General features: G+C 72.5%; 22 protein-coding genes. 20 read left to right on the top strand and 2 right to left on the bottom strand.

Going from position 1 to position 21047, the window contains the following annotated elements:
• The first annotated feature begins 21 nt into the window (after positions 1-21).
• The 4 genes from AC54T2_RS19245 to AC54T2_RS19230 all read left to right on the top strand — a co-directional run bounded on the left by AC54T2_RS19245 (position 22) and on the right by AC54T2_RS19230 (position 3780).
• Complete coding sequence (locus AC54T2_RS19245) at positions 22-1014, top strand: tRNA (adenine-N1)-methyltransferase (protein ID WP_496666975.1); 993 nt, start codon at positions 22-24, stop codon at positions 1012-1014.
• On the top strand, positions 1011-1553 hold the full coding sequence (locus AC54T2_RS19240) for a GrpB family protein (protein WP_186342151.1): 543 nt from the start codon (positions 1011-1013) through the stop codon (positions 1551-1553). Before AC54T2_RS19245 ends, AC54T2_RS19240 begins: the two co-directional genes overlap by 4 nt.
• Positions 1554-1655: 102 nt before the next feature.
• Positions 1656-3401 (top strand): proteasome ATPase, encoded by a 1746-nt coding sequence (gene arc, locus AC54T2_RS19235; RefSeq protein WP_186342152.1) that lies wholly within the window; start codon positions 1656-1658, stop codon positions 3399-3401.
• A gap of 10 nt (positions 3402-3411) precedes the next feature.
• Positions 3412-3780 carry a hypothetical protein gene (locus AC54T2_RS19230; protein ID WP_186342153.1) on the top strand — a complete coding sequence of 123 codons (369 nt, stop codon included), beginning with the start codon at positions 3412-3414 and terminating at the stop codon, positions 3778-3780.
• 137 nt (positions 3781-3917) lie between these two features.
• Here the strand turns inward: AC54T2_RS19230 and AC54T2_RS19225 are convergent, their stop codons facing one another.
• Positions 3918-4541 carry a class I SAM-dependent methyltransferase gene (locus tag AC54T2_RS19225; protein WP_496666974.1) on the bottom strand — a complete coding sequence of 208 codons (624 nt, stop codon included), beginning with the start codon at positions 4539-4541 and terminating at the stop codon, positions 3918-3920.
• A gap of 3 nt (positions 4542-4544) precedes the next feature.
• On the opposite strand from AC54T2_RS19225, the gene dop reads away from it, so the two are divergent.
• The 4 genes from dop (at position 4545) to prcA (ending at position 8301) form a co-directional block, all read left to right on the top strand.
• Entirely contained in the window at positions 4545-6065 is a 1521-nt protein-coding gene (gene dop, locus AC54T2_RS19220) for a depupylase/deamidase Dop (RefSeq protein ID WP_186342155.1), read from the top strand.
• A gap of 226 nt (positions 6066-6291) precedes the next feature.
• Complete coding sequence (locus AC54T2_RS19215; protein ID WP_186342156.1) at positions 6292-6489, top strand: ubiquitin-like protein Pup; 198 nt, start codon at positions 6292-6294, stop codon at positions 6487-6489.
• The gene (prcB, locus tag AC54T2_RS19210) at positions 6486-7316 is read left to right on the top strand and encodes a proteasome subunit beta (protein WP_241005405.1); all 831 of its coding nucleotides are present in this window, start codon (positions 6486-6488) and stop codon (positions 7314-7316) included. Before AC54T2_RS19215 ends, prcB begins: the two co-directional genes overlap by 4 nt.
• A 19-nt stretch (positions 7317-7335) precedes the next feature.
• The gene (gene prcA, locus AC54T2_RS19205; RefSeq protein ID WP_496666973.1) at positions 7336-8301 is read left to right on the top strand and encodes a proteasome subunit alpha; all 966 of its coding nucleotides are present in this window, start codon (positions 7336-7338) and stop codon (positions 8299-8301) included.
• On the opposite strand, the gene AC54T2_RS19200 is transcribed toward prcA, so the two are convergent.
• Positions 8247-8780 carry a hypothetical protein gene (locus tag AC54T2_RS19200; protein WP_496666972.1) on the bottom strand — a complete coding sequence of 178 codons (534 nt, stop codon included), beginning with the start codon at positions 8778-8780 and terminating at the stop codon, positions 8247-8249. The genes prcA and AC54T2_RS19200 overlap by 55 nt on opposite strands.
• Before the next feature lie 100 nt (positions 8781-8880).
• On the opposite strand from AC54T2_RS19200, the gene pafA reads away from it, so the two are divergent.
• From pafA to AC54T2_RS19140, 12 genes are all read left to right on the top strand, one after another.
• The gene (pafA, locus tag AC54T2_RS19195; RefSeq protein ID WP_186342159.1) at positions 8881-10242 is read left to right on the top strand and encodes a Pup--protein ligase; all 1362 of its coding nucleotides are present in this window, start codon (positions 8881-8883) and stop codon (positions 10240-10242) included.
• Between the two features lie 98 nt (positions 10243-10340).
• Positions 10341-11300, top strand: a complete 960-nt coding sequence (locus tag AC54T2_RS19190; protein WP_186342160.1) for an FKBP-type peptidyl-prolyl cis-trans isomerase — start codon at positions 10341-10343, stop codon at positions 11298-11300.
• A 59-nt stretch (positions 11301-11359) separates the two neighbouring features.
• Positions 11360-12313, top strand: coding sequence for a helix-turn-helix transcriptional regulator (locus AC54T2_RS19185; protein ID WP_496666971.1), 954 nt, complete (start codon positions 11360-11362; stop codon positions 12311-12313).
• Complete coding sequence (locus AC54T2_RS19180) at positions 12310-13305, top strand: helix-turn-helix transcriptional regulator (protein ID WP_496666970.1); 996 nt, start codon at positions 12310-12312, stop codon at positions 13303-13305. The genes AC54T2_RS19185 and AC54T2_RS19180 overlap by 4 nt, the downstream gene beginning before the upstream one ends.
• Positions 13306-13352: 47 nt before the next feature.
• Entirely contained in the window at positions 13353-13685 is a 333-nt protein-coding gene (tatA, locus tag AC54T2_RS19175) for a twin-arginine translocase TatA/TatE family subunit (RefSeq protein WP_186342163.1), read from the top strand.
• Between the two features lie 20 nt (positions 13686-13705).
• On the top strand, positions 13706-14542 hold the full coding sequence (gene tatC, locus AC54T2_RS19170) for a twin-arginine translocase subunit TatC (protein ID WP_186342164.1): 837 nt from the start codon (positions 13706-13708) through the stop codon (positions 14540-14542).
• 23 nt (positions 14543-14565) lie between these two features.
• Positions 14566-14964: a hypothetical protein gene (locus tag AC54T2_RS19165; RefSeq protein ID WP_186342165.1), complete on the top strand. Its 399-nt coding sequence runs from the start codon at positions 14566-14568 to the stop codon at positions 14962-14964.
• A gap of 67 nt (positions 14965-15031) precedes the next feature.
• Positions 15032-15937, top strand: coding sequence for a diacylglycerol kinase (locus AC54T2_RS19160; protein ID WP_496666969.1), 906 nt, complete (start codon positions 15032-15034; stop codon positions 15935-15937).
• Entirely contained in the window at positions 15934-18738 is a 2805-nt protein-coding gene (locus AC54T2_RS19155; protein ID WP_186342167.1) for a DEAD/DEAH box helicase, read from the top strand. Before AC54T2_RS19160 ends, AC54T2_RS19155 begins: the two co-directional genes overlap by 4 nt.
• Before the next feature lie 65 nt (positions 18739-18803).
• Positions 18804-19739, top strand: coding sequence for a 5'-3' exonuclease (locus AC54T2_RS19150; protein WP_186342168.1), 936 nt, complete (start codon positions 18804-18806; stop codon positions 19737-19739).
• A gap of 10 nt (positions 19740-19749) precedes the next feature.
• Positions 19750-20202, top strand: a complete 453-nt coding sequence (locus AC54T2_RS19145; RefSeq protein ID WP_496666968.1) for an Lrp/AsnC family transcriptional regulator — start codon at positions 19750-19752, stop codon at positions 20200-20202.
• A gap of 44 nt (positions 20203-20246) precedes the next feature.
• The gene (locus AC54T2_RS19140; protein ID WP_186342170.1) at positions 20247-20897 is read left to right on the top strand and encodes a maleylpyruvate isomerase family mycothiol-dependent enzyme; all 651 of its coding nucleotides are present in this window, start codon (positions 20247-20249) and stop codon (positions 20895-20897) included.
• The last annotated feature ends 150 nt before the right edge of the window (positions 20898-21047 follow it).

Here is a 21047-nt window from a genome sequence, read left to right as displayed (position 1 = left end):
CCTGACACTAGGGTGCGGGCCATGTCCGAGCCGTCCGAGCCCTCTCCCGACGTCCCCGCCGAGGCATGGTCCGGCGTCCACCGCGGCCCCCTGCGCGTGGGCGAGTGGGTGCGCCTGACCGACCAGAAGGGCCGCAAGCACAACTTCGAGCTGGTCGCCGGCAAGCGGTTCTTCTCCAACAAGGGCCACCTCGACCACGACGACATGATCGGTCGCGACGAGGGCTTCACCGTCACCTCGTCGGCCGGCGGGCAGTACCTCGTCTTCCGGCCGCTGCTCAACGAGTTCGTGGTCTCGATGCCGCGCGGTGCGGCGGTCGTCTACCCCAAGGACGCGGCGCAGATCGTCGCGCTGGCCGACATCTACCCCGGGGCCCGCGTGGTGGAGGCGGGGGCCGGGTCGGGGGCGCTGACCTGCTCGCTGCTGCGCGCCGTGGGTCCGTGGGGACGGGTCACGTCGTTCGAGCTGCGCGAGGAGTTCGCCGAGGTCGCCCGCCGCAACGTGCACCAGTTCTTCTCCGCTCCCGACGGGCAGACCCACCCCGCGTGGGACCTGCGCCTCGGTGACCTCAAGGAGGGCCTGCCGGCCCTCGGCGGCCAGGTGGACCGGGTCATCCTCGACATGCTCGACCCCTGGAACTGCGTCGACGTCGTCGCCGACGCCCTGGTGCCCGGCGGGATCGTCTGTGCCTACGTCGCCACCACGACGCAGCTGTCCCGGGTGGTCGAGACGCTGCGCACCCACGGCGGCTTCACCGAGCCGCAGCCGTGGGAGTCCATGGTCCGCGACTGGCACGTCGAGGGGCTCGCTGTGCGGCCGGGCCACAAGATGATCGGACACACGGCGTTCCTGGTCACCGCGCGACGCATGGCCCCGGGGGCGAAGCCGCCGCGCAAGACCCGGCGCCCCGCACCCGGCGCCTACGGGCCCGACTACACCGGGCCCCGCCCCGCCGACATCCCTCCGCACGAGCCGGTCGAGCAGCCCGAGGTCACCCAGCCCGACGAGGCATGAGCGGGATCGAGGTCGTCGACCCCTCGCCCCGCTGGGCCGAGCAGTTCGAGGAGGTCGCCACGGGCCTGCGCGCCGCGCTGGCCGAGGTCCCGACCGCCCGGGTCGAGCACGTGGGCTCCACGTCGGTGCCCGGTCTGGCGGCCAAACCGGTGCTCGACATCGACGTCATCGTGGCGGCCGAGCACGTGGCCGCCGCTGTCGCCGCCCTGGAGTCCGTCGGACACGTCCACCGCGGAGACCTCGGCGTCACCGGCCGCGAGGCGTTCCACGCGCCCGGCCCGCCACGGCGCAACGTCTACGTGTGCACCGCCGGCACCCTGCACGTGCGCAACCACCTCGCGGTCCGCGACGTGCTGCGCACCCGCGACGACCTGCGCGACGCGTACGCCGCCGTCAAGCGCGCCCTCGCGGCGGAGCCCGGGATGGACATCGACTCCTACCTCGCCGGGAAGTCGGCGGTGCTGCAGCAGGTGCTCGAGGCGTCGGGTCGGCTGGCCCCCGAGGAGCTCGACGAGATCCGCCGCCTCAACGGCGGGTGACCCGGCTCCGGCGGCGACGTCGCGAAACGGTGTGGCAACACGCGAGATATCCACTTCCGTCCCGTGGCCCGATGGGTAGTGTCGTCGGACAGGAGGTGCGAGATGTCTGAGCCGACACGCGAGCAGCTTGCCACGCAGGTGCGATACCTGGAGGCGGAGGTCACCGACCTGCGCCGCCGGCTGGAGGACCTGCCCGCGCAGTCCCGCGGCCTCGAGAGCCGCCTCGCCGACACGCAGCGCTCCCTCGCGGCGGTCTCGAGCCAGAACGAGCGGCTCGCGCAGACGCTGCGCGACGCCCGCGACCAGATCACCACGCTCAAGGAGGAGGTCGACCGGCTGGCGCAGCCGCCGGCGGGCTTCGGCACCTTCCTCGCCCGCAACGACGACGACTCGGTCGACGTGTTCACCGGCGGCCGCAAGCTCCGCGTCAGCGTGAGCCCGGCCGTCGAGCTCGACGGCCTGGTGCGCGGGCAGGAGGTCATGCTCAACGAGGCGCTCAACGTCGTCGCCGCGCTCGACTTCGAGCAGGTCGGCGAGGTCGTGATGCTCAAGGAGATCCTCGCCGACGGCGAGCGCGCGCTGGTGATCGCCAACGCCGACGAGGAGCGGGTCGTCCGCCTCGCCGAGCCGCTGTGCGCGGAGGACGTCACCATCCGCGCCGGCGACTCGCTGCTGCTCGACACCCGCGCCGGCTACGTCTACGAGGTCGTGCCGAAGTCGGAGGTCGAGGAGCTCGTCCTGGAGGAGGTGCCCGACATCGACTACACGCAGATCGGCGGCCTCACCACCCAGATCGACGCCATCCGCGACGCCGTCGAGCTGCCCTACCTGCACCCCGAGCTGTTCCGCGACCACGAGCTCAAGCCACCCAAGGGCGTGCTGCTCTACGGGCCCCCCGGCTGCGGCAAGACGCTGATCGCCAAGGCGGTCGCCAACTCGCTGGCCAAGAAGGTCTCCGAGCGCACCGGCGCCTCGGGCAAGTCCTACTTCCTCAACATCAAGGGCCCCGAGCTGCTCAACAAGTACGTCGGCGAGACCGAGCGCCACATCCGCCTCGTCTTCCAGCGCGCGCGGGAGAAGGCCTCGCTCGGCACGCCCGTCATCGTGTTCTTCGACGAGATGGACTCGCTCTTCCGCACCCGCGGCTCGGGCGTCTCCTCCGACGTGGAGAACACGATCGTGCCCCAGCTGCTCAGCGAGATCGACGGTGTCGAGGCGCTGGAGAACGTGCTGGTCATCGGCGCCTCCAACCGCGAGGACATGATCGACCCGGCGATCCTGCGCCCGGGACGACTCGACGTGAAGATCAAGATCGAGCGCCCCGACGCCGAGTCGGCACGCGACATCTTCTCCAAGTACCTCACCCCGACCCTGCCGCTGCACGCCGAGGACCTCGCCGAGTTCGGCCAGGACCGCACCGCCACGGTCGACGCGATGATCCGCGCCACCGTCGAGCGGATGTACACCGAGTCGGAGGAGAACCGGTTCCTCGAGGTCACCTACGCCAACGGCGACAAGGAGGTCCTCTACTTCAAGGACTTCAACTCCGGTGCGATGATCCAGAACATCGTCGACCGCGCCAAGAAGATGGCGATCAAGGACCTCCTCGACAGCGACCTCAACCCCGCCCAGCGCGGGCTGCGGGTCCAGCACATGCTCCAGGCGTGCGTCGACGAGTTCAAGGAGAACGAGGACCTGCCCAACACCACCAACCCCGACGACTGGGCGCGGATCTCGGGCAAGAAGGGCGAGCGGATCGTCTTCATCCGCACGCTCATCACCGGCAAGCAGGGCACCGAGCCGGGCCGGTCCATCGACACGGTCGCCAACACCGGCCAGTACCTCTGAGGCCACGGCGGTGACGCGCGACGAGGACCTCGGTCACCGCGACATCGAGGCCGCCCTCGAGACCCGCCGCGAGCTCGGGGCCCGCTACGACGCCGAGCTCGTCGACGGGTTCGCCGAGCGGATCCACCGGGCCGTGGAGCGGCGGGTCGCCGAGGAGCGCGCGCTCGAGCATCGCCGCTCGACGGGCAACGAGGGCGCCCGGATCCGGCAGTTCGTGCTCGGCCTCGTCTCCGTCGGCGCGGGCATCCCGATCACCGTCGCGACCACCGTCGCCACCGACGGAGGGGGCCTGCCCGCCGTGGTCGTCGCGTGGCTGGGCATCATCGGGGTCAACGCCGCCCATGCCTCCGCGGTCAACGGGCAGCGGCGCGATCCCTGACCCCTCCTGGGAGGGGTTGACGCCGACGCGCGGACCACTAGGTTGTGCGGATGCGAACCATCCTGATCATCGTCGTCGTCGTCGTTGTCGTGCTCTTCCTCGTCGGGTTCCTCCGCCGCGGCCGCTGACCTCGTACGTCAGCCGGCCCCGAGCCGGTAGACGTACGTCCAGGGCCGGGACACTCCCGGACCCGGGAGGTAGGACTGCTCGACCTGGTCCACCCGCCAGCCGGCGTCCGCCGCGAGCGCGACGACGTCCCGGGTGAGGTGGCAGCCGCCGGCGACGGCGCGCTGCACGGGCTCGAGGCGCCGCTGCCAGCGGCGTACGGACTCCTCGGGAGCCGCACCGTGCTCCAGCGCGTGCAGCCGTCCGCCCGGGCCGACCACCCGCCTCGCCTCGCGCAGCGCCGCGACCGGGTCGGGGATCGTGCACAGGCTGAACGTCACCAGGGCGCTGTCGTGCGATCCGTCCGGCAGGTCGAGGCGCTGGCCGTCGAGCCCGGCCCGCTCGATCGGCACGTCGCCGCGCGCCCGTCGCGGCTCGGAGAGCTCCCAGCCCAGGTCGGAGGGCTCGATCGCGGTCACCGAGGTGACCGCCGGGGGATACCAGCGGACGTTGAGCCCGCTGCCGAAGCCGACCTCGAGCACCCGCCCGGTGAGGCCCGCGCAGGCGAGCGTGCGCAGCTCGCCCACCTCGTGGCCGCGCAGGCTCAGGTCGGTCAGTCGCGGCACCACCCGCTCGTCCCACACCCGTAGGCTCATCTCATGAGCGTACGACGCGTGATGGGCACGGAGGTCGAGTACGGCATCTCGGTGCAGGGGCTGCCGTCGGCCAACCCGATGGTCGCGTCGTCGCAGATCGTCAACGCCTACGCCAGCTCGACGGTGCGGGCCAGGCGGGCGCGCTGGGACTTCGAGGAGGAGTCCCCGCTGCGCGACGCGCGCGGCTTCGACATGGCCCGCCAGGTGGCCGACGCGAGCCAGCTCACCGACGAGGACCTCGGCCTGGCCAACGTCATCCTCACCAACGGCGCGCGGCTCTACGTCGACCACGCGCACCCGGAGTACTCCTCGCCGGAGGTCACGACCCCGCTCGACGTCGTGCGGTGGGAGAAGGCGGGGGAGCAGGTCATGCTCGACGCCTCGCGGATGGCCGCTCAGGTGCCCGGCAGCACGCCGATCGTGCTCTACAAGAACAACACCGACAACAAGGGCGCCTCCTACGGGGCCCACGAGAACTACCTGACTCGGCGCTCGACGCCGTTCGCCGAGATCGTGCGGCACCTGACGCCGTTCTTCGTCTCCCGCCAGGTGGTCACGGGCGCGGGACGCGTCGGCATCGGCCAGGACGGGCGCGACACCACCGCCGAGCGCGGCTTCCAGATCAGCCAGCGCGCCGACTACTTCGAGGTCGAGGTCGGCCTCGAGACCACGCTCAAGCGACCGATCATCAACACCCGCGACGAGCCGCACGCCGACCCGGCGGTCTACCGCCGCCTGCACGTCATCCTCGGCGACGCCAACCTCGCCGAGGTGTCGATCTACCTCAAGTCCGGCACCACGTCGCTCGTGCTGGCGATGATCGAGGACGGCTTCATCGACCGCGACCTCAGCGTCGACGGCGCCGTCAAGGCGCTGCGCGACGTCTCGCACGACCCGACGCTGCGGCACCTGGTGACCCTGCGTGACGGGCGCCGGCTCACCGCCGTGCAGCTGCAGCTGGAGTACCTCGAGCTCGCCCGCAAGTACGTCGAGGACCGCTACGGCGCCGACGCCGACGAGCAGACGGTCGACGTCCTCACGCGATGGGAGTCGGTGCTGACCCGCCTCGAGCGTGATCCCTTCGAGTGCGCCACCGAGCTCGACTGGGTCGCCAAGCTGAAGCTGCTGCGCCAGTACCGCGACCGCGACGACCTCGACTGGGACGACGCCAAGCTGCACCTGATCGACCTGCAGTACGCCGACGTACGACCCGACAAGGGCCTCTACCACCGCCTCGCCGCCGCGGGCCGCATCGAGCGGCTGCTCGACGACGCCACCATCGAGGCGGCCATGCACGACCCGCCGACCGACACCCGTGCCTACTTCCGCGGCCGCTGCCTCGACAAGTACGCCGACTCGGTGGCCGCCGCGTCCTGGGACTCGGTGATCTTCGACCTCCCCGGCCGCGAGTCGCTCCAGCGGGTCCCCACGATCGACCCGCTCCGCGGCACCCGCGCCCACGTCGGCGAGCTGATCGACCGCTGCGACACCGCCCAGGCGCTCGTCGCCGCGATCACCCGCTGACGGGCTCGAGGAGGGTTTTCCGGGTCCGCGAGCTCTCGCCGGCCCGCTGTCGGAGTCCCCGCTCGAGCGGGGACTCCGACACCTGGAGGCCGTTGCAACCCCCTCCAGGTGTCGGACTTCCCCTCCAAGTCGCCAGCCAAGTCGCCAGCCGAGTCGCCGGCCGACGCGCCGGCCCGTCGACGTGGAACCTCCTTGTGGCGTCGGTGGGAGTGGATAGGGTCGAGTCATGGCCCAGGAGCAGAAGCAGCCGCGCAAGTCCTCGCAGGAGGAGACGGCGACCGAGGAGGTCGCCGAGACCGACGTCGCCGAGCGCAAGGAGATGATCGACGAGGACGTCGACGCGATCCTCGACGAGATCGACGAGGTCCTCGAGACCAACGCCGAGGACTTCGTGAAGTCGTTCATCCAGAAGGGCGGACAGTGAGCGAGAGCCGCCTGCCCACGGCGTTCATGACCCCCGGCACGTCCAGCTTCGCCGACTTCCTCGGGGCGCAGGCCCCCGACCTGCTGCCGTCGCGGCGTGCCGTGCCCGCCGGCGAGGCCGGTGACCTCGCCCCGCACGGCACCACCATCGTCGCTGCCACGTTCGACGGCGGCGTCGTGATGGCCGGCGACCGCCGGGCCACGATGGGCAACATCATCGCCCAGCGCGACATCGAGAAGGTCTTCCCGGCCGACGAGTTCTCCGTGGTCGGCATCGCCGGCACGGCGGGCCTGGCGGTGGAGATGGTGCGGCTGTTCCAGACCGAGCTGGAGCACTACGAGAAGATCGAGGGCACCACGCTGTCGATGGACGGCAAGTCCAACCGTCTCGCCGCGCTGATCCGCGCCAACCTCGGCCTGGCGATGCAGGGCCTGGCCGTCGTGCCGCTCTTCGCCGGCTACGACGTCGCCGCCGGCCACGGCCGGATCTTCAGCTACGACGTGACCGGCGGGCGCTACGAGGAGACGGCCTTCCACTCCGTGGGCTCGGGCTCGCTGTTCGCGCGCGGGTCGCTCAAGAAGCTCTACCGCGAGGACCTCGACGCCGAGGGAGCGGTCACGGCCGTGGTCCAGGCGCTCTACGACGCCGCCGACGACGACTCGGCGACCGGAGGGCCCGACCTGACCCGGCGCATCTTCCCGGTCGTCCACGTGATCACCCCCGACGGCGGCCACCGGCTGACCGACGCGGAGGTCGCCGTCATCGCCGACCGGATGATCGCCGCCCGCATGCTGCGGCCCGACGGCCCCGCCGCGCCCCTCACCTGACGCAGGAGTCACCCATCCCATGAGCATGCCGTTCTACGTCTCGCCCGAGCAGCTGATGAAGGACCGGGCCGACTTCGCCCGCAAGGGCATCGCCCGCGGGCGCTCGGTCATCGCGGTCCAGTACGCCGACGGCGTGCTGTTCGTCTCGGAGAACCCGTCGCAGGCGCTGCACAAGGTCAGCGAGATCTACGACCGGATCGCCTTCGCCGCGGTCGGGCGCTACAACGAGTTCGAGAACCTGCGCATCGCCGGCGTACGCCTCGCCGACATGCGTGGCTACGCCTACGACCGCCGCGACGTCACCGGCCGCGGGCTGGCCAACGCCTACGCCCAGACGCTCGGCACGATCTTCTCCTCCGGCGGCGAGAAGCCGTACGAGGTCGAGATCTTCGTCGCCGAGATCGGCGACGCGCCCGAGGACGACCAGCTCTACCGGCTCACCTACGACGGCCAGGTGGCCGACGAGCACGGCTACGCCGTGATGGGTGGTGCCGCCGACGTCGTGGCGAGCCACCTGGCCGAGCACTACGTCGCCGGCGCCTCGCTCGAGGACGTCCTCCGCGTGGCGGTGGCGGCGTTGGGGCACAGCGACACCGAGGACCGGGTGATCCCCGCCGACGCCCTCGAGGTCGCCGCGCTCGACCGCACCCGCACCCAGCCGCGCAAGTTCCTGCGCGTGCGAGCCTCCCGCATCACCGAGATCCTCGGCGGACGCGGAGCGGAGCAGGCCGACGAGGCCGCCCCCGAGGACGCCGTCGCCGGGGCCGGTCCCCGCCAGTCCGGCGAGGACGACCCGGCCGACCCGACCGACCAGGTCTCGGGAGCCATCGCGCCCCTGGAGGACCCGGTCACGGCCGAGCCGCCCGTGGCGCCTCCCGTCGCTCCTCCGGTCGCGCCTCCGACGACCCCGCCGCCGTCTCCGGCCCCCGGTCAGCCGCCGGCCCCGGGCACCCCTCCGCCGCCCACCGAGCCGGGCGAGATCTGAGCCTCCCGGCTCGTCTCACGCTGCGCCGCGACCCGGCGGTCGAGCGCGCTGATCGCCAGCGAGGCACCGGCCGCCGCGACGCCCATCCACAGGCGCGGGCGGCGTACGCCGCGCCGGCGCAGCCAGCCCTCGGCCCAGCCGTCGACCGACTCGGTCGCCCGGCTCACCCCGCCGACGACGAGGCCCGTGGCCAGGCCGACGGCCGCCGCGGTGCCCGTGCCCAGCCCGCGGGCGTCACCGTCCCGGCCGGAGGCCGGGACGGTGACGCGGCCGGGGTCGTGGGCCACCAGCGCGGCGCTCGCTCCGGCCAGCGCCCCCATCCCGCCGTGCATCGCCCAGCGCGCCGGTCGTGACCAGCGCTGCATCGGCAGGCGCGCGGTCGCGACACCGGTGAGCGCCGCGGTCACCAGGTGGGCCGGCCACGAGTCGAGCGCGCTGGTGCGCGGGGGGTGGGCAGGGGCGAGGAGGGTGTCGTCCATGCCCGAGAAGGTAGACGTCGGGGCAAGACCGTGGACCGCCCACCGGGATTTCGGTGCGTGGCGGACCACCGCGCGTGGCACCCGGTCCTAGGGTGTGGACATGGACCGGCGCATCTTCGGCATCGAGAACGAGTACGGCGTCACGTGCACGTTCAAGGGGCAGCGCCGGCTGAGCCCCGACGAGGTGGCCCGCTACCTCTTCCGCAAGGTCGTGAGCTGGGGACGCTCGTCCAACGTCTTCCTGCGCAACGGCGCCCGCCTCTACCTCGACGTCGGCAGCCACCCGGAGTACGCCACTCCCGAGTGCGACGACATCGTCGACCTCGTCACGCACGACAAGGCGGGGGAGCGGATCCTCGAGGGCCTGCTCCTCGACGCCGAGCAGCGCCTCCACGAGGAGGGCATCGCGGGCGACATCTACCTGTTCAAGAACAACACCGACTCCGCCGGCAACTCCTACGGCTGCCACGAGAACTACCTGGTCGGCCGCGCCGGCGAGTTCAGCCGACTGGCCGACATCCTGATCCCGTTCCTGGTGACGCGCCAGATCGTGGTCGGCGCCGGCAAGGTCGTGATGACCCCGCGCGGCGCGTCCTACAGCGTGAGCCAGCGCGCGGAGCACATCTGGGAGGGCGTCAGCAGCGCCACGACGCGCAGCCGCCCGATCATCAACACCCGCGACGAGCCGCACGCCGACGCCGAGAGGTTCCGCCGCCTGCACGTGATCGTCGGCGACTCCAACATGAGCGAGACGACCACCCTGCTCAAGGTCGCCTCCTGCGACCTCGTGCTCCGGATGATCGAGGAGGGGGTGGTGATGCGCGACCTCAGCATGGAGAACCCCATCCGCGCCATCCGCGAGATCAGCCACGACACCACCGGGCGCCGCAAGGTCCGCCTCGCCAACGGCCGCGAGGCGAGCGCGCTGGAGATCCAGGCCGAATACCTGTCCAAGGCCCGCGACTTCGTCGACCGCCGTCAGATCTCCACCCCCACGATCGAGCGGGCGCTCGACCTGTGGGAGCGCGGCCTCAAGGCCGTCGAGTCCGACGACCTGGGCCTGGTGGACCGGGAGATCGACTGGGTCATCAAGCTCAAGCTGATCGAGCGCTACCGCGCCAAGCACGGGCTGTCGCTGGGCGACGCCCGGATCGCGCAGCTCGACCTCGCCTACCACGACATCCACCGAGGCCGGGGCCTCTACTACCTGCTGGAGAAGCGCGGGGCCGTCGCCCGGGTCAGCAGCGACCTCAAGATCTTCGAGGCCAAGAGCGTGCCGCCGCAGAACACCCGCGCCCGGCTGCGCGGCGAGTTCATCCGCCGCGCGCAGGAGCGCCGCCGCGACTTCACCGTCGACTGGGTGCACCTCAAGCTCAACGACCAGGCCCAGCGCACCGTGCTCTGCAAGGACCCGTTCAAGGCCTACGACGAGCGCGTCCAGCGGCTGATCGACGGCATGTGAGGATCCTCGACGCCGCGCGTGGCGGTGTCGGGGAATGCCGGGTGGGGATCGCTGGATAGGGTGACCGGGCAACGCCGACCGATCGAACAGGTGAATCCGTGTCTCGTGTACGTTCCGCTGCCCTCAGCGGTGTCCTCGCCCTCAGCATGCTCGGACTGGCCGCGTGCGGCTCGGAGTCCAGCGACACCGACGAGGGTGGCGCGCCGCTCAGCTCGGTGACCATCGAGGGCAAGCAGGGCGAGGAGCCCAAGGTGACCTTCGACGGGCGCCTCGACGGCTCGAAGGACGAGACCGAGGTCCTCGTCGAGGGAGACGGCGACGAGGTCGCCGACGGCGACACCGTGCAGGCCAACTGGTGGATCGGCAACGGCTTCACCGAGGAGGAGGCGCAGAGCACCTGGACCAAGGGCGGCGGGACCAAGTCGGTGGAGATGGCCGACGACGTGCTGCCGTTCCTGCGGGAGGCCATCATCGGCAACCAGGTGGGCGACCGCGTGGTGCTGCTGACCTCGGCCGAGAAGGCGTTCGGCGAGGGCGGCCGCCCCGACATCGGCATCGGCAACCGCGACGCCGTGCTGGCGGTCGTCGACATCCTCGGCACGGCCGAGACCGTGCCGCCCCTCGACGGCCCCCAGGGCGAGAAGAAGAAGCCCGCGGGCTGGGCGCCGAGCCTGGTCGAGAAGGACGGCGTGATCACCGGCCTCGACTTCACGACGGCTCACGAGCCCAGCGGCGAGCTGATCGCCACCACGCTCGTCAAGGGCGACGGCGCCAAGGTGAAGGCGGGGCAGACCCTGACCGTCGACTACCTCGGCCAGGTCTACGGGGCCGACGCGCCCTTCGACGAGTCCTACAGCGGCGAGCCGGCCGAGTTCCCCATCGGCGTCGGGCAGGTCATCCCGGGCTGGGACGAGCGACTGGTCGGGCGCACCGTCGGCTCGCGGGTGATCATCGAGATCCCGCCGGCCAAGGGCTACGGTGGCAAGGGCAACGACCAGGCCGGCATCAAGGGCACCGACACCCTGTTCTTCGTCGTCGACATCCTGGCCGCCTCCTGATCCGAGGGGCCGGCGGGAGGAGCGGGGCAGGCATGGCGACGCCACGAGCAGAGCGGCTGATGAACCTGCACATCCTGCTGCTCGGAGCCAAGCGCTTCATCGGCAAGGACGCGATCCGCGAGGCGTGCTATCCCGAGCACCCCCGCGGGCCGGCCGGCGACGAGGCGTTCGAACGGGCCTTCGAGCGCGACAAGGACGCGCTGCGCCAGATCGGCGCGGTCATCGAGGTCGGCAGCGCGGACGCGTTCTTCGACGACGAGATCGGCTACCGCATCCCCACCGAGCAGACGTCGCTCCCCGAGATCCGCTTCGAGTCCGACGAGGCCGCCGTGCTGGGCCTCGCCGCGCAGGTCTGGCAGCAGGCGACGCTGGCCAAGGCGACCGGCCGCGCCCTGGCCAAGCTGAAGGGACAGGGCGTCGAGATCGACCCCTCGCGCCTCGAGGTCGTCGCTCCCGCCATCACCGCCGACGAGCCGGCGTTCGAGCCGCTGTGGGACGCGACCGGCAAGCGCCGACAGGTCAGCTTCCCCTACCAGCGCGCCGACGAGACCGAGCCGACCACCCGCCGCGTCCAGCCGTGGGGCCTGGTGCGGTCGTCGGGCCGCTGGTACGTCGTCGGCTTCGACGTCGACCGCGGCGCCGAGCGCGTCTTCCGGCTCTCGCGCATCGTCGGCCCGGTCCGGGCCAGCGGCCGGTCCGGGGCGTACGACGTCCCCGCGGGCACCGACGTCCGTGAGGTCGCGCGGCGGCTCTCGCCGTCGGTGCCGTCGGTCCGCGCGGAGATCCGGGTGCGCCAGGGCACGGGTGTCGGGCTGCGCCGGCGCGCGGAGTCGGTCACCCCGCTCGCGGACCGTTCCGGCTGGGACGCCGTGGTGGTCGAGGGCACGGTGCCCGAGCTGTCCGACGAGGTGCTCACCTGCGGCGCCGACGCGGTCGCCGAGGCGCCGCAGTCGCTGCGCGACGAGGTCGTCGCCCGGCTGCGCGCCGTGGCCGGAGCGGGGGAGGACCGATGACCGCGCAGGCCGGAGACACCGCGCCCGACCAGGTCGCGCGCCTGCTCGCGCTGGTGCCCTACCTGCTCGCCCGCGGCGAGGTGCGCCTCGAGGACGCCGCGGCGCACTTCGGCACCGACGCCGAGCAGATCGAGCGTGATCTGCGGCTGCTGTTCATGACCGGGCTCTCCCCGGGGCTGCCCGGCGACCTGATCGAGGTGGACCTCGACGCGCTCGAGGGCGACCGGGTCATCCGCGTCGACAACGCCGACTACCTCGCCCGTCCGGTGCGCTTCTCGCCCGCCGAGGCCACCTCGCTCGTCGTCGCGCTCCGCACCATGGTCGACACCGCCCCGGCCGAGGCCCGCGAGCTCATCGAGCGCACCCTCGCCAAGCTGGAGGAGGCGGCGGGCCAGGACGACGAGGGCCTCCTGCGCCTCCACGTCGCCCCCACCCCGCTCGAGCGCAGCGCCGTGGTGCCGGTCCTGGAGTCGGCCATCTCCCACGGCCACCAGGTCGAGATCACCTACCACGTGCCGTCGCGCGACCAGGAGTCCCAGCGGGTCGTCGACCCGCGCGGCCTCGCCCGTGTCGAGGACCTGCTCTACCTCGACGCCTGGTGCCACACGGCCGGCGGCGACCGGGCGTTCCGGGTCGACCGCATCGTGGCCGCCACCGAGCTCGACAGCCCCGTCGCCGACCCCGGGGCGCGCGCCCGCGACCTCACCGGCGGCTGGTTCACCGACGCCGAGACCACCACCGTGACGCTGCGCCTGGCGCCCCCCGCGCGGTGGGTGGCCGAGTACTACCCGGTGACGGGGCGCCGTCCCGGGCCGGACGGCACGCTCGACGTCGACCTGGAGGTCGCCAGCGAGGAGTGGGCCAAGTCGCTGCTGCTGCGGCTGGCGCCCCACGCCACCCTGCTCGCGCCGACGGCCTGGGCCGAGGCGTTCACGGCGGCCGCCCGGGCGGCGCTCCGCCTCTACGAGCACGACGGCGTAGACTCCGACTGATCGCCCGAGCGACATCCACACAACCGCACGAATGACGGAGTGAGACCATGTTCAACCCGATGATCGGCATGCCGCAGGGTCTCGAGTGGCTCGTGATCCTGGCGATCGTGGTGCTCGTGTTCGGTGCCGCCAAGCTGCCCGACCTCGCCCGCAGCTCCGGCCAGGCGCTCCGCATCTTCAAGACGGAGACCAAGGGCCTGCGCGACGACGACACCGACAAGACGCCCGAGCAGCGCGAGATCGAGGCGCGCGCCAAGGCCGCCGACGCCGCCCGCGACCAGACCCACGGCCAGTCCCACGACCAGACCCTCGACCGTGCGCCCCGGGGTGACGCGTCGGGTGAGGTGCTCCGCGAGCGGCGCGACGACACCACCGCCTGAGTCCAGGAGTCCCGAGGAGCGTGAGGATCGCCGGTCTCGTCGGCCTGTTCAAGGGGCCGCCGAAGGACGCCGTGGGCCCCGACGGCCGGATGGCGCTCGCCGACCACTTCCGCGAGTTCCGGGCCCGGCTGCTGCGGTGCCTGCTCGTCTTCGTGCTGGCACTGGCCGTGGCGCTGGTGTTCCGGCACTTCCTGATCGACCTCGTCTACGGCCCCTACGAGGACGCGCAGGCCAAGCTCCCCGAGGGCACCACCACCGCGACCACCAGCGGCGCCGGAGCCGGCCTGCTGCTCTGGCTGACCCTGTGCGGGTTCGCCGCCGCCATCGTGACCGCGCCCTACTGGCTCTACCAGATCTGGGCGTTCGTCCTTCCCGGGCTCTACGAGCAGGAGCGGCGGATGAGCCGCATCTTCGTGGCGGTCGCCGGGCCCCTCTTCCTCGCCGGCATCGTCCTGGGCTACGTGACGCTGCCCGTGGCGCTCGAGGTGCTCATCGGCTTCAACCCCGAGGGCGTCACCAACCTCATCGACTTCAACGACTACCTGCAGTTCTTCACCCGCACCCTGTTCGTGTTCGGGCTGGCGTTCAACATCCCCGTGTTCGTGGTGCTGCTCAACTTCGCGGGCGTCGTCAAGGGCTCCGCCCTCAAGGCCTACCGACCGTGGATCGTCATCGGCACCTTCATCTTCGCCGCCGTCGCGACGCCCTCGGCCGACCCCTTCACCATGACGCTGATGGCGGTGCCGATGGTGCTGCTGTTCTTCGCCTCCGAGGCGATCGCCCGGTTCAACGACCGGCGACGCGAGCGGCGCGCGCCCAACGCGGGCCTCGCGCCGGACGAGCTGTCACCCCTCTGAGGGCGCTCTGACAGGGTGGTGCCATGCAGCACGCCGCCCTCACCGACATCGACCCGTTCGACCTGCCGGAGTGGCTGGGCACCAGTGACGTGGTCTGGCGCGCCGACGCCGGGCTGCGCACCGGGCACCTGGTGGAGGGCCGGTTGACGGCCGCCGACGACCCGGCGCAGGAGATCGTGTGCGACCTGCTGGCGGTCGACGAGGCCTACCCCGCCCCGGTGGTCGACGACCCGACGCGGCTGCGGGTGCATCAGGCCTGGCGGCACGGCCAGGTGATGGTCGGTGAGCGCGGGTCGCGGCTGGCCCTGGCCGTCCCGGGCACCGGCTTCGGCCCCGAGCTGGTCCTGGAGGCCCTCGGGCGTCTGGCCCGCGCGGTGGGGGCCCGCCCGGAGCGCTACGCCGCCCTGCTGCGGCTCGGCTGACCGCTCGCGGCGCGCACCGGCGACGTACCCGCCCGCCCGAGTCGGTGCCGGGGGATAGGGTCGCGCCATGCTCCACCCCGCGGCTCCCGAGCACCAGGTGCGAGGGCGCGAGATCGCCCTGCTGACCAACCCGACGGCCGGCGGCGGCCGCGGAGCCCGGCACCGCGACGTCGCGCTGGCCCGGCTCCGCGAGGCCGGGTTCGTGGTGCGCAACCTCCAGGGCCGCGACGCTGACGAGGCGGCCGACCTGGCCAGCGCCTGCGTCGCCGACGGTGTCGAGGCGCTCGTGCTGTGCGGCGGTGACGGGCTGGTCCACCTCGGCCTGCAGGCCGTGGCCGGCACCGGCGTACCCCTCGGCCTGATCCCGAGCGGCACCGGCAACGACGTCGCGCGCTACCTCGGCCTCCCGCGCACCGACCCGGCAGCGGCCGCCGATCGGGTGATCGCCTCGCGGCGACGCACCATCGACCTCGCCCGCAGCGGCGACCGCTGGTTCGTCACGGTGCTCGCCGCCGGGTTCGACGCGATCGTCAACGAGCGCGCCAACGCGATGACGTGGCCGCGCGGGCAGATGCGCTACAACCTCGCCACCCTCGCCGAGCTACGCACGTTCCGGCCGATTCCCTACGTGCTGCAGCTCGACGACGACACCGTCGAGCACGAGGCGATGCTCGTCGCGGTGGGCAACGGTCCGTCGTTCGGGGGCGGGATGCGCATCACCGAGGGCGCGCTGCTCGACGACGGGCTGCTCGACGTCGTCGTGATCACCCGGATGAGCAAGACCAAGCTGGTGCGCTCCTACCCGCGGCTGTTCACCGGCAAGGTCCACGGCGTCGCCGAGTACGTCCACCGCCGGGTGCGCTCGGTGACGGTCGCGGCGCCCGGCATCGTGTCGTACGCCGACGGCGAGCGCTTCGGCCCACTGCCCCTGACCATCGACTGCGTCCCCGGCGCCCTGGAGGTGATCGCATGAGCGAGCACGACGACCAGTCCACCCCGGCGGAGCGCTACGCCGCGTTCCGTCGCGACAAGCCCTACCCGATGCTCAAGGACTTCGCCGGCCTCTACGGCTTCGAGCTCGACGACTTCCAGGTGCGTGCCTGCCGCGAGATCGAGGACGGGCGCGGAGTGCTCGTCGCGGCCCCGACCGGCTCGGGCAAGACGATCGTCGGCGAGTTCGCCATCCACCTCGCCCTGCAGACCGGGCGCAAGGCGTTCTACACCACGCCCATCAAGGCGCTGTCCAACCAGAAGTACCACGACCTGGTCAAGCGCTACGGCGCCGCCAACGTCGGCCTGCTGACCGGCGACAACGTCGTCAACGGCGAGGCACCCGTGGTCGTGATGACCACCGAGGTGCTGCGCAACATGCTCTACGCCGGCTCGCGCACGCTGCTCAACCTCGGCTTCGTCGTGATGGACGAGGTCCACTACCTCGCCGACCGGATGCGCGGCGCGGTGTGGGAGGAGGTGATCATCCACCTGCCCGAGTCGGTGACGCTGGTGTCGCTGTCGGCGACGGTGTCCAACGCCGAGGAGTTCGGCGAGTGGCTGGAGACCGTGCGCGGCGAGACCACCACCATCGTGGAGGAGAAGCGGCCGGTGCCGCTGTTCCAGCACGTCATGGTGGGGCGCCGCCTGCTCGACCTGTTCGCCTCCTCCGACGTCGACGCGAGCGCCGGGTTCGTCAAGGAGGGGGCCCCGGTCAACGACGAGCTCACCCGCATCGCACGCGACGACTGGGCCAGCTCCCGGTTGATGCGCGACCGGCGCTCGCCCCGCAAGGGCAGGCCCGGCTCGTCGAAGAACCCCCGTGCCGTCGGCAACGGCCGCCGGGTGTGGATCCCGAGCCGCGTCGACGTCGTCGAGCGCCTCGACCGCGAGGGCCTGCTCCCGGCGATCGTCTTCATCTTCAGCCGGGCCGGCTGCGACGCCGCCGTCACCCAGCTCGTGCAGGCCAACATCCGGCTCACGACGGCGGCCGAGCGCGACGAGATCTTCGCGCGGGTCGAGGAGGCCTCGCGCACCCTGCCCGAGGAGGACCTCCACGTCCTGGGCTACCACGAGTTCCTCGACGGCCTCACCCGCGGCGTCGCCGCCCACCACGCCGGGCTGCTGCCGGCGTTCAAGCAGGTCGTCGAGGAGCTGTTCCAGGACGGCCTGGTCAAGGTCGTCTTCGCCACCGAGACGCTGGCGCTCGGCATCAACATGCCCGCGCGCACGGTCGTGATCGAGAAGCTCTCGAAGTGGAACGGCGAGACCCACGCCGAGCTGACCCCGGGGGAGTACACCCAGCTGACCGGGCGGGCCGGTCGTCGCGGGCTCGACATCGAGGGACACGGCGTCGTGCTCTACCAGCCCGGGATGAACCCGGGCGAGGTCGCCGGGCTCGCCTCCACCCGCACCTACCCGCTGCGCTCCTCGTTCCGCCCGTCCTACAACATGGCCGTCAACCTGGTGCACCAGTTCGGCCGCGCGCGCTCACGTGAGCTGCTCGAGCAGTCGTTCGCCCAGTTCCAGGCCGACAAGGCCGTCGTCGGTCTGGCCCGGCAGGTGCACAAGGCGGAGGAGGCCCTCGACGGCTACCGCGAGGCGGCGACGTGCCACCTCGGCGACTTCATGGAGTACGCCGGCCTGCGCCGCCGCATCTCCGACCTCGAGAAGGGCGCCGCGCGCGAGCGCCGCCTCGACCGGCGCGAGGAGGCGATGAAGTCCCTCGGCAAGCTGCGGCCCGGCGACGTGATCCACGTGCCGGCGGGCAAGTTCAGCGGGCTCGCCGTGGTGATCGACCCGGGCCACTCCGGCGACGAGCCCCGCCCCTACGTCGTCACCGCCGACCGACAGGCCCGGCGACTCGCGCCGATGGACTTCCCGACCCCGGTCGAGGCGATCGGGCGCCTGCGGATCCCCAAGTCGTTCAACGGCCGCAACCCCGCCATGCGGCGCGACCTCGCCACCGCGCTGCGCGCCAAGGCCCACGGCCTCGACGCCCCCGGCGCGCGCCGCACCCGTCAGCGCGACTCGTTCAGCGACACCCCCACCGACCGGGAGATCGGCCGGCTGCGCGCGGAGCTGAAGGCCCACCCGTGCCACCAGTGCCCCGAGCGCGAGGACCACGCCCGCTGGGCCGAGCGCTGGTACAAGCTCGAGCGTGACACCGAGACGCTCAAGCGCCGCGTCGACAACCGCACCAACACCGTCGCGCGCACCTTCGACCGGGTGTGCGACGTGCTGACGGCGCTCGACTACCTCGAGGGCGACACGGTCACCGAGAAGGGCTCGCACCTGCGGCGCCTCTACACCGACATGGACCTCGTCGCCGCCGAGGCGATCCGGGCCGGGCTCTTCGACGACCTCGCACCGTCGGAGCTGGCGGCGGTGCTCTCGGCGCTGGTCTTCGAGGCGCGCCGCGCCGACGACGCCTCCTCGCCGAAGATGCCCGGCGGGCAGGTGCGGCCGGTGCTGGCCGAGCTCGTGCGCGTCTGGGGCCAGCTCGACGCGCTGGAGCGCGACCACCGGCTCGACTTCCTCCGCGAGCCCGACCTCGGGTTCGCGTGGGCGGCGTGGCGCTGGGCCGAGGGCGACGACCTCGACGACGTGCTGATGGTGACCGGGCTGTCGGCCGGCGACTTCGTCCGCTGGATGAAGCAGCTCCTCGACCTCTGCGGCCAGGTGGCCGACGCGGCGGGCGAGCGTGAGCTGCGCGAGACGGCCCGCGCGACGGCCCGCCTGCTCAAGCGCGGTGTGATCGCCTACAGCGTCCTGGCCGACTGACGACCCCGCGAGTCGGCGACCGGTGCGGCCGGTCGCCGACGCCCGGATGTGGAAGGCTTCCGGCCATGGCCACCGGCGACCGCCTCCTGCTGCTCGACACCGCCTCGCTCTACTTCCGGGCGTTCTTCGGCGTGCCCGACTCGGTCAAGGCGCCCGACGGGACGCCGGTCAACGCGGTGCGTGGGCTGATGGACTTCATCAGCCGGCTGGTGGGGGAGTACGACCCGACGCACCTGGCCTGCTGCTGGGACGACGACTGGCGCCCGCAGTGGCGCGTCGACCTGCTCCCGTCCTACAAGGCGCACCGGGTGGTGCGCGAGGTGCCTGGCCCGCGGCCCGACGTCGAGGAGGTGCCCGACCCGCTCGAGGCGCAGGTGCCGGTCATCCGCGAGGTGCTCGCGGCCTACGGCATCCCCGTGGTGGGACACGCCGAGATGGAGGCCGACGACGTCATCGGCACCCTGGCCACCGGCGCGGGGATGCCGGTCGACATCGTCACCGGCGACCGTGACCTGTTCCAGCTCGTCGACGACGAGGCCGAGGTGCGGGTGCTCTACGTCGCGCGCGGCGTCAGCAAGCACGAGCGGGTCGACAACGCCTGGGTGCGCGCCAAGTACGGCGTCGACGCCCGGCAGTACGCCGACCTCGCCACGTTGCGAGGCGACGCCTCCGACGGCCTCCCCGGCGTCGCCGGGGTCGGCGACAAGACGGCTGCGACGCTGCTCGGCAGGTTCGGCACGGTCGAGGCGATCATCGCGGCGGCGGGCGACCCCGACTCCGACATGGGACCCGGTCCGCGGGGCAAGATCAAGGCCGCCGCCGACTACCTGGCGGTGGCGCCGCGCGTGGTCGCCGTGCGTCGCGACCTCGACCTCGGCTCGCCCGACCTGACCCGCCCGCGTACGCCCGCCGACCATGACGCGGTGGTCGCCCTCGACGCCCGCTGGGGCCTCGGCTCGTCGGCCGTGCGCCTCGTGCAGGCGCTGTCGGGATCGGACTAGGGTGGCGAGCGTGAGCTCCTCCGAGGTCGACGCCAAGGACCGCCAGATCCTCGCGCTGCTGGCGACCGACGGCCGGATGTCGTTCACCGACCTCGGCAAGGCGACCGACCTGTCGACCTCCGCGGTGCACCAGCGCGTCAAGCGGCTCGAGCAGCGCGGGCTGATCAAGGGCTACGGCGCGACGATCGACCACGAGCAGCTCGGCCGCCCGCTCACGGCGTTCATCTCGATCACCCCGATCGACCCCTCCCAGCCCGACGACTACCCCGAGCGGCTGATGGGCATCTCGGAGATCGAGTCGTGCTGGTCGGTGGCCGGCGAGGAGTCCTACATCCTCAAGATCCGCGTCGCCACGCCGTACGCGCTCGAGGAGCTGCTGGCCCGGATCCGCGCGGCCGCGAGCGTGTCGACCCGCACCACGATCGTGCTGTCGACCCCCTACGAGAACCGTCCACTCGACTGACCGGGCCGGGGGCTCGGACGTCGCTGCCGCGGCAGGAGAGCGCCATGACCACCGACTCCGCACTTCTCGACCTCCTCCGGACCGAGCGAGGCGCGTTGATCGACACGCTGCGCGCGCTGGACGACGCCCGGTGGCAGGTGCCGTCCCTCTGCGCCGGCTGGCGGGTGGTCGACGTCGCCGCCCACCTGGCATGGGCGCCCGTCCTCGGCCCCGGCGCCGCCGCGGCCGCGCTGGCCCGCCACGGCTTCTCGATCAACCGGATGATCGAGCGGTCGGCGGTCGAGTGGTCCGGTCGCGGGCACAAGGCGATCCTGGACCGGCTCGAGCGCAACCTCGCCGACGACGCCCGCCCGGCGGGGATGCCGGTGGTCGCCGCCCTGGCCGACGCCGTCGTGCACGGCCTCGACGTGCGCCGCCCGCTCGGCCTGCCCCACGCGGTGCCGCCGGAGGCCCTGGCCCCGGTGGCCGACTTCGCCCTCCGCACGCCGTGGCCGCTGACCGCCGTGGTCGGCGGCAGCGCGCGGCGCCGGGTGGCGGGCGTACGCCTCGTCGCCGAGGACGCCGGGTGGTCCCACGGCTCGGGCCCCGAGGTCCGCACGAGCGCGGAGGCGGTGCTCCTCCTGCTCCACGGCCGCGCGCCCGCCCCCGCCGAGCTCTCCGGCCCCGGGGCGAGCGTGGTGCTCGCCCGCCTCTGACCCGGGCTCTGGGCGCGTCGCCGGCTGCGGGTGTTGGTCGGTCGTGGGGGAGTCCCCAATCTAGCGGGGGATCCGACACCTGGAAGACGTTTCCACACCCTCCCAGGGGTGGGGCTACCCTGCCGGTGAGTGCTCAGTGGGGCATGCGGT

The organism is Nocardioides sp. Z35_8 (genome assembly GCF_059621125.1).
This window is presented reverse-complemented; position numbering and strand designations above follow the sequence as displayed.